Genomic DNA, 8404 nt, shown 5'->3' on the forward strand with positions numbered 1-8404 from the left:
ATAGAGATATTTAAATTATTGAACCGCCGTGTACGGAACCGTACGCACGGTGGTGTGAGAGGACGGTAAATTAATTATTTACCTCCTACTCGATTATTCTATGCGGTTATTCCGTTCTAGCTGCCGACTGAAGCTGCTCCTGAGCCAGTTTAGTGATCAGCAGGTACTTTTCGTTCTGCTGAATATCAAAGATGGTCTGAGCTTTTTTGTAAGCATCCAGTGCTTCATCTCTATGACCCAGCTTCTCCAGACACGAGCCTTTATAGTAGAAAAAGTCGCCTAGTAAAAATAAAGTCTTCTTCTCTATGACCAGCTCCAGTCCCTGCATCACTTTGTCCAGACAGCTGGAATACTTGCCTTCCCTGAACAGACAAATCGAATAGTTAAGCAGCAACTTAGCTTTCTTCTCATGATTCATCCATTCTGCAAATGAGTCGAACCCTTTCTGATAGTAAGCTTCTGCCAGGTCGTACTGTTTCTTTCTCAAATACTGATTTCCAATACTGTCAATGACTTCAACTCGTAGTTCTCCATTTTTTACATCGGTTTCCAATTCAATCAGATAGTCAAGAGCCTTATCGTTATCCCCGTCACGATAAGCGTATAAAAGTCCCTGTATCCAGTTAAAGAAATCTCTTTCTTCACCTATCGTCTTTTCGATAAGTTCTTCATTCGATTCGATCAGATAAGATACTGATTCATACTCTCTTCTTTCAAGGTGCTGACGAATAATGCGGCACAGCTGTGCTGTTTGAGAATAACGGCTCTCGATCGAATCTTCCCCATAAAAATAATGAATCGATACGGCCAGCCGTTCCGCTACTTTCTCCATCAGTTCCCGACTTGGTCTGACTTTCTTCTTTTCGATACGGCTGATCATGGCTTGAGTACAGATACCATCGGCCAGTTCCGCTTGCGTCATTTTAATTTCTTTTCTTCTTGTCTTAATCTTCTCCCCTAATTTCATACCCTTTTTTCCTCTCATTATATTACCATTATAATATCAGTTATATTAAAATATTATACACAAAACCTCATTTATTAGCTAGAGGAAGTTGGATAAAACCCAGTCATTTTATGAAAAAAAGGAATGAACAGGATTTCGGCCCCTCCATTCCTCGCTTTCACCCTTTATAGGCTTATTATGAGTAGTTATGGTGTGTATTCAATTCCTGTATTTCTCCTGTTTCAAAATAAAGGATCCATTCGGATATATTCGTGATATAATCACCCATTCTTTCAATATAGGTGCTGACAAGAATGTAGTCTGTGGCGCCCAGAACAAGCTCCGGATCCTGACGCATCTCATCGATGCTGGCTTTTTTAATTTCATCGGCCAGCGTATCAATGGCTTCATCCTTATGCGCAATCTCTCTGGCTTTTTGAGTATCATACTTGATATAGGCATCAATAATCTCCTGACCCATCACCTTAATTTTTTCTCCAGCTAGAGAAATTTTATTTTCAATTGTCGCATTGCGTTTATTCCCTTTAACTCTAATGGTGGATTTTGAGATGGATACAGCATGGTCGCCCATTCTTTCCAAGTCAGCGCAGGCTTTCATCACTGTGATGATCTTACGCAGATCTGCTGTAACTGGCTGCTGCAAAGCAATCAGTTCAATACAATCGTGTTCAAGCTGATGTTCCATTTCATTGATCTTTATATCTTCATCAATGACTTGCTTAGCCAGCTCTTTATCATGATTCGCAAAAGCTTTGATCGATTTATAGATGGCTTCATTAACGCGGTTCCCCATCTGAAAAAACTGACGATGCAGTTTTTCGAGTTCCTCATCATACGCTCGTCGCATAATATTCTCTCCTTTTATTCCTGAAAGCAATTACCCGAATCGCCCAGAAATGTAGTTATCTGTTTCTGTTTCGCTAGGATTCGTAAAGATTTTACGAGTTTCATCCTGTTCAATAATATTCCCATTCAGGAAGAAGGCTGTACGGTCTGAAATACGTGACGCCTGCTGCATATTGTGTGTGACCATTACGATGGTATATTCATTTTTCAGTTCAGACACGAGATCTTCTATCTTAGACGTGGAAATAGGGTCAAGGGCACTTGTCGGCTCATCCATTAAGAGAACTTCCGGCTCTACCGCTAGTGCACGTGCAATGCAAATTCTCTGCTGTTGTCCGCCTGAGATTGACAAGGCATTTCTGTCCAAGTGATCTTTGACTTCATCCCAGATAGCTGCCTGCTTCAAGCTCTTTTCTACAATCTCATCCAGTTCACTTTTGTTCTTTATCCCATGCGTTCTTGGGCCAAAGGCAATATTATCATAGATACTTTTTGGAAAAGGATTGGGTTGCTGAAAAACCATTCCCACTCGTTTTCTCAAATTGTTCAGCTCGACTTTTCTGCTGTAGATGTCTTTTCCATCAAGCTCAACGGTTCCTTCAATTCGGCAGTTTTCAACCAGATCGTTCATACGGTTGAGCGTTTTGATCAGCGTCGATTTACCGCAACCGGACGGGCCGATAAAGGCTGTAATTTCTTTTTCGTAAATATCGAGGTTGACACCATGAAGGGCTTCGAAATCTCCGTACCAGAGTTTTAAATCTCTGACTGTTATTTTATTTGTTCTAGACATTATTTTCCTCCTCCAGCCAATCGTTTACTTACTAGTGTCGATAACGCGTTGATCACTAGAACAAACACAAGCAGAACGACTGCTGTTGCATAGGCTTCATTAACGTGACGCCCTTCCTGAGACAGTATATACATATGAAGAGACAGTGTTCTTCCGGAAGCGAAGAGACTGCCTGGTAGGTTCGTTGCTGTTCCAAGAGTGAACATAAGTGCTGCTGTTTCACCCACGATTCGACCAGTAGCCAGAATGACACCCGATAAGATACCAGGCATAGCCACTGGCAGGACTACTTTGAACAAAGTTCTCAGTTTCCCTGCTCCAAGCGCATAACTGGCTTGTCTGATAGGCATACCTGTGGCAATCAGTGCCTCTTCAGTCGCTCGAATAATGACAGGCAGCGACATGATCGTGACCGTCAGAATACCTGCAATCAGTGAAAATTGGAACTCCAGGAAAATAACGAAGAAAAGCATACCGAATAATCCGTAAATGATTGACGGGATTCCAGCCAGAGTGTCTGTAGCCATTCCGATCGCTCTAACCACTGGATTCTTTCTGTCAGCATAGTCCACCAGATAAAAACCTGTGAACACGCCAATCGGAGTCGCAATCAGTAAGGTGCCCGCAACGACCATCAGTGTCGTCATCAGCGCCGGCATCATCGAGACATTGGATGTGCTGTACTGCCATGAAAACAGAGAGGGCGTCAGAAATCTGACTCCGTTGATCAGAATGTAAATAACCAGATAACCCAGCATGCCGAAAGTAAAAACTGACGATGCATAGACTAGACCTTTCATTAGTTTACTTGCCATGATTATTTAGCCTCCCTTGTTTTCATAATCAGAAATGTTGTGTTGATGATCATAATGAAGACGAACAAGACGACACCTGTTGCGACTAAAGCATCCCTGTGCTGACCGGATGCATAGGCCATTTCCATAACAATATTCGTAGTTAGCGTTCTGACCCCTTCCGTAAGCCCTCTAGGCATCAACGGTTGGTTTCCGGCAACCATGACCACTGCCATCGTTTCACCAATTGCCCGTCCGACTCCCAATACGATACTTGAGAAAATGCCAGACTTGGCAGCTGGAACGACAACTGAGAAAATACTTCTTTCGTGACTGGCACCCAAGGCCATGCTTCCTGAAAAATACGAACGGGGCACAGAGCGGATCGCTACTTCAGATAAAGAAATGACTGTCGGAAGAATCATGATGGTAAGCAGGAGTATCGCTGCCAGCATACTGTTCCCCGGCCCGCCGAATATGGCACGAATCTGTGGAACAATGATTCTCAGTGCAAAAAATCCGTAAACAATAGAAGGAATTCCTGCCATTAAATTAACTGCAGGCTTTAAGAATGCATAAAGTCTCTTCGGACAGAATTCCGCCATGAAAACAGCCGTCATGACACCGATCGGCACACCTAGACCTACTGCACCCAATGTTACTAGTATTGAACCTGTGATCATAGGTAGGAGACCGAACGTGGTCCGGTTCCAAGTCGTTCCGAAAATGAAATCAGTCAAGCCATACTCGAACATCATAGGCAAGCCATTAGTAAAAATAAAAATTACGATCAGTAGGAGAGACAAAATGGAAGTGAATGCCGCCATGAAGAAGACGCCATGCATGATTTTTTCCTTCCAATCGGTCTTAGCTGTTTTTCTGACGGGAGGACGACGCTTAGTCTTCCCCGCCGCTGCCCTCTTATTTATGTGTTCCATAATTAAAATCCTTTCTCAATTACAGTACAAGAGGGCTGCCGAACAGACGCATTATCTGTTCTGCAGACCCCTCTTTCCTATCTGTTTAGATGCTATTGATTAATCTAATACGTCTGCCCATGTTGAGAAGTCGCCTCTGAAGATGTCTGCAACTTGATCCATGCTTAATGATTCAAGTGGGTTATCCGGGTGGACAACGACTGCGATTCCATCAAGTGCAACAGCTCTTACTTCAGTTACTTGACTTGTTTCGTCATCATCAAGGTCTCTTGATGCCATACCGATATCGGACGTTCCTTCAATTACAGAAGTGACACCTGCACCAGATCCAGTTGAGTGAACAGCGATTTGTACGTCAGAATGAATCTCCTGATACGCTTCTGCCATTGCTTCAACAACTGGGTATACTGCTGTTGATCCGATAACATCGATCGATCCACTTAAGTCAAGATCGCTTCCTTCGTATGCTGGAGCATCGGTATCAGAAGGAATGTAACCTACTTCATTAACAATAGCTTGTCCCTCAGCTGAGAACATGAATTCCCAGAAATCAGCTGCCACTTCATCCAGTTCTTCACCAATAATGACATTGAAGTTACGCGCAATTTCGTAGTCTCCCTCAAGAATATTCTCTTCGTTCGCGTCAACACCATCGATTTGAATAGCTTTCAGTGAATCATCCAACGCTCCTACAGATGTATAACCAATGGCATACAAGTCGTCTGCTACAGTGCTGTTGACTGCATTTGTTCCTTGTTGAGCTGTTGCTTCAGCAGCAATCAGGTCGTTATCGCCGTCATCAAGTCCAGTTAGCTCAGCAAATGCATCACGTGTTCCAGATCCGACTTCACGAGTAACTAAGTGCAGATTTCTTGAATTATCGAAGTCTCCTCCGTTTGATCCTCCATCAGAACCGTTTGAAGCCCCTTCGCTTCCAGTGTCAGCACAAGCGGCCAGAGTTGTTGCGGCTAAACCTACGATAGATAGCAGTTTGATATGTTTTTTCACGTTAATCTCCTTTAGTGGATAAATTAAGACATCTCCTGTCTACAGTCCCTATATTAAATGTCGACTGTGTACTTTGGTTGGATTTATTGTCGATTTTATGTAAAGTAATGTAAATATCGTGTAAATAAAACCCACGACTCATTGGACAGGTGTCCTAAAGTCGTGGGTTAAATTTATTCTATTCATGTTTTAAAGGAAGCCAGATGGTAAAGGTACTCCCTTTATTTTCTTCGCTGTCTAATGTGATGCGCCCCTGATTATTTTCAATCAGCCACTTCACAATAGCCAGACCCAGTCCAGTTCCACCAGCATTCCGACTTCTAGCCTGGTCTACCCTGTAAAAGCGTTCAAAGATCCGCGACTGACTCTCTTTAGGAATACCAAGGCCGTTGTCACTGACGGTTATCACGGCTTCGTGGTCTGTCCGGTCAATGGTCACGCCGATCCATCCTTTATTCGGCGTGTAGGTGACAGCATTTCCAATCAGGTTGATCAGAATCTGCTTCAGCTGGTCCCGGTCGATTTCCAGTACGACGGCTTCATTTTCCACCACATTGAGTGTGATCTGTTTCAAATCCACTTTCTGATGAAGGATATTTCTGACCTCATCTGAGACATCCTTTATCCGTACGTCCTGAATGACTCCCTGAACTTTATGCTGCTCAAGTCTGGAAAGCTGTAGAATATCCTGGACCATCAAATCCAGACGTGTCGATTCTTTGTGAATGATTTTCAGAAATTCCACAAGCACTTCTTCATCTTCAAGCGCACCATCCAGCAGTGTTTCTGCAAATCCTTTCACTGCAGTGATCGGTGTTCTCAGCTCATGAGAAACATTGGCTACAAAATCGGTTCGAACTTTTTCAAGCCGTCTGATTTCTGTAATATCATACAGCAGGACAATATGATTGATGGTCTCTTTGGACTGATTCAGAATTGGGACGACATTGACATCGACGACCTTTTCCTCAGGGTACAGCAAAGTCGCTTCCTTATTCTGCAGGCTCTGCTCCTGAATCGCTCGAGTTATCAAGTCGATCAAAGCCGTGCTGTGTAGTCCCTCTTCATAAGATATCCCGATTTTACCGTAAAGATCTTCCCCTACGATTTCATTCATAACAGGGTTGACCATGGTAATATTGCCCTGATTATCTACGAGCATCACCCCAATAACTAGATGGTTGACCAGTTCCTTGAGCTGGGTCTGATTCTGATTGATTTCCTGCATCTGATAGTCAAGGTTCGTGGCCAAGTGATTAATGGCAAGCCCTAACTCATCGATTTCTTTATAGGAGTGCTCCCGGTATCGGCTTGAATAATCCTGAATCCTCAGTCGTTCAGTAATTTGTTTCATTTTTTCAATCGGATCGCTTATTCTCTTTGTCCAGTAATTGGTAAACAGCAGAGCGACCAGAATGGAAATGATCGTGAACAAGGCAAGCGTCTGAATGAACTGGTCAGTCAGTCCACCCATCTCCTCTACATTTTTAGAGAGCCGGAGAAAACCAATCAACTCTCCTTTTGTATTTACGACATCCGTAGCAGCATAGTAAAGGACTTCTCCTGTACTTTCGCTCGTACGATTGAATGTTCCAATCGATTCTCCATCAAGTACCTGTTGAATTTCAGGCCGATCGAGATGATTTTCAAGTACCTCTTCCCGAGCTCGAGTATCGTAAATGACCTCTCCTTCAGGCGAGATGAAGGTAATTCGTTCAGTAATCACTTCAGCCGTTTGATCCAACTGCAGATTTACAAGATTCAGATCATCTTCGAACTGCGATGCATCAAGTTGGCTCGATAAGGTTAACAATTGAGACTCAAGATCCTCTCCCTGCTGCTCAATAGCCTGCCGCTGAAGGCTGGATGAAATAAGATAGAGAAATAATAGGGTGAATAGCACAAGAACGAGCATAAAAAAACCGAGTATCCTGGCTCTCAGCTGTTTCATTTCGGCGCCTCCAGCTTATAACCAAACCCTCTGGCCGTTTTCAGATAGACCGGTTTCTTGGGGTCTTCTTCGATTTTTTCCCGCAGATGACTGATGTGCATGTCAACGATTCGCGTCTCTCCGGTAAAGTCAAAGTCCCAGACCGCCTGGAGCAGCTGCTCTCTGTTGAGAATACGCCCCTTATGTCGAGCGAGGTAAAGAAGCAACTCAAATTCTTTAGGTGTCACTTCCTGCTTTTCCCCTCTGACAGACACTTCATACTGATCAGGAGAAATAACGATATCACCGATGATGATGTCTTCCGTCAATTCGTCTGACTGTTCCTTCGATGCACTGTTTCTCTCCATACGTCTGAAAATAGCTTTCATTCGTGCAGTGACTTCTCTAGGGCTGAACGGCTTGGTCATGTAATCGTCTGCCCCCAGTTCCAGTCCGACGATTTTATCAATCTCTGAATCCTTAGCCGTCAGCATGATGATTGGTGCATCGATTTTTTCTCTTCTCAACTCCCGGCAGACATCCATCCCGTCCATCCCCGGAAGCATCAGATCGAGAAGGATGATATCGTAGGAATTGTTAAGTGCCATCTCGTACCCTTCTTTTCCATCCATTGCCCCAGAAACCTCATAGCCTTCTTTCTCCAGATTATACTGCAGAAGCTTCAAAATAGACTGCTCATCTTCAACTATTAGAACTTTTTTCATTTGCGCCCTCTTTCTCCTCATGACTGGTCTTGTTGATTATTTAATTTGATTTTATATGAATGTCGCGTTTCGGGAATGGAGTTTCTATTCCATTCTGCTTGAATTTCTCAAAAATTTTAAATCTCAAGTCGCTCGGAATTCTGAATTCCCGCTCGTCAGATTGTGTTTCAATCCAGAACCAGACAGTAAAATCTAACGAAGAATCACCCAATTATTCGAAAAAGACTCTCGGTTCCGGTTCTTTGAGGATATTATTCCATTTTTCTTCTCGCAGTTCAATAACAGTTTCTTCAATCAGCCGTCTGACGCGGGCTACATCGACGTCGTAAGAATTTTGAATTTACCCTTTTTACACTAAATATCCACTATTGCATGTAATTAGAAAACCTGTATTCGTTAATTC

9 protein-coding genes are annotated in these 8404 nt (G+C 43.3%); all 9 read right to left on the reverse strand.

Features of this window, described 5'->3' with window-relative positions:
* Positions 1 to 106 precede the first annotated feature (106 nt).
* Entirely contained in the window at positions 107 to 967 is an 861-nt protein-coding gene (locus ABFX15_RS08835; protein ID WP_346025064.1) for a helix-turn-helix domain-containing protein, read from the reverse strand.
* A 175-nt stretch (positions 968 to 1142) separates the two neighbouring features.
* On the reverse strand, positions 1143 to 1814 hold the full coding sequence (phoU, locus tag ABFX15_RS08840) for a phosphate signaling complex protein PhoU (RefSeq protein WP_091267478.1): 672 nt from the start codon (positions 1812 to 1814) through the stop codon (positions 1143 to 1145).
* A 30-nt stretch (positions 1815 to 1844) separates the two neighbouring features.
* Entirely contained in the window at positions 1845 to 2606 is a 762-nt protein-coding gene (gene pstB, locus ABFX15_RS08845) for a phosphate ABC transporter ATP-binding protein PstB (protein ID WP_346025065.1), read from the reverse strand.
* Positions 2606 to 3421 carry a phosphate ABC transporter permease PstA gene (pstA, locus tag ABFX15_RS08850; protein WP_346025066.1) on the reverse strand — a complete coding sequence of 272 codons (816 nt, stop codon included), beginning with the start codon at positions 3419 to 3421 and terminating at the stop codon, positions 2606 to 2608. The genes pstB and pstA overlap by 1 nt, the downstream gene beginning before the upstream one ends.
* Before the next feature lie 2 nt (positions 3422 to 3423).
* On the reverse strand, positions 3424 to 4245 hold the full coding sequence (gene pstC / locus ABFX15_RS08855; RefSeq protein WP_346025070.1) for a phosphate ABC transporter permease subunit PstC: 822 nt from the start codon (positions 4243 to 4245) through the stop codon (positions 3424 to 3426).
* A 192-nt stretch (positions 4246 to 4437) separates the two neighbouring features.
* Entirely contained in the window at positions 4438 to 5346 is a 909-nt protein-coding gene (locus ABFX15_RS08860) for a substrate-binding domain-containing protein (RefSeq protein WP_346025067.1), read from the reverse strand.
* 178 nt (positions 5347 to 5524) lie between these two features.
* Positions 5525 to 7297 (reverse strand): two-component system histidine kinase PnpS, encoded by a 1773-nt coding sequence (pnpS, locus tag ABFX15_RS08865; protein WP_346025068.1) that lies wholly within the window; start codon positions 7295 to 7297, stop codon positions 5525 to 5527.
* Complete coding sequence (locus ABFX15_RS08870) at positions 7294 to 8001, reverse strand: response regulator (protein WP_346025069.1); 708 nt, start codon at positions 7999 to 8001, stop codon at positions 7294 to 7296. The genes pnpS and ABFX15_RS08870 overlap by 4 nt, the downstream gene beginning before the upstream one ends.
* Positions 8002 to 8041: 40 nt before the next feature.
* A complete protein-coding gene (locus ABFX15_RS12205; protein ID WP_428830625.1) occupies positions 8042 to 8212 on the reverse strand; it encodes a hypothetical protein in 171 nt (56 codons plus the stop codon).
* Positions 8213 to 8404 lie beyond the last annotated feature (192 nt).

Origin of the sequence: Alkalibacterium indicireducens, from assembly GCF_039522005.1 — a bacterium.
GTDB lineage: Bacteria > Bacillota > Bacilli > Lactobacillales > Carnobacteriaceae_A > Alkalibacterium > Alkalibacterium indicireducens.

Excerpts from the sequence above, each read along its gene's own strand:
- pstB (WP_346025065.1), bottom strand. The coding sequence starts at position 2,606 with ATGTCTAGAACAAATAAAATAACAGTCAGAGATTTAAAACTCTGGTAC.
- pstC (WP_346025070.1), bottom strand. The coding sequence starts at position 4,245 with ATGCATGGCGTCTTCTTCATGGCGGCATTCACTTCCATTTTGTCTCTC.
- ABFX15_RS08835 (WP_346025064.1), bottom strand. The coding sequence starts at position 967 with ATGAAATTAGGGGAGAAGATTAAGACAAGAAGAAAAGAAATTAAAATG.
- phoU (WP_091267478.1), bottom strand. The coding sequence starts at position 1,814 with ATGCGACGAGCGTATGATGAGGAACTCGAAAAACTGCATCGTCAGTTT.
- pnpS (WP_346025068.1), bottom strand. The coding sequence starts at position 7,297 with ATGAAACAGCTGAGAGCCAGGATACTCGGTTTTTTTATGCTCGTTCTT.
- pstA (WP_346025066.1), bottom strand. The coding sequence starts at position 3,421 with ATGGCAAGTAAACTAATGAAAGGTCTAGTCTATGCATCGTCAGTTTTT.
- ABFX15_RS08870 (WP_346025069.1), bottom strand. The coding sequence starts at position 8,001 with ATGAAAAAAGTTCTAATAGTTGAAGATGAGCAGTCTATTTTGAAGCTT.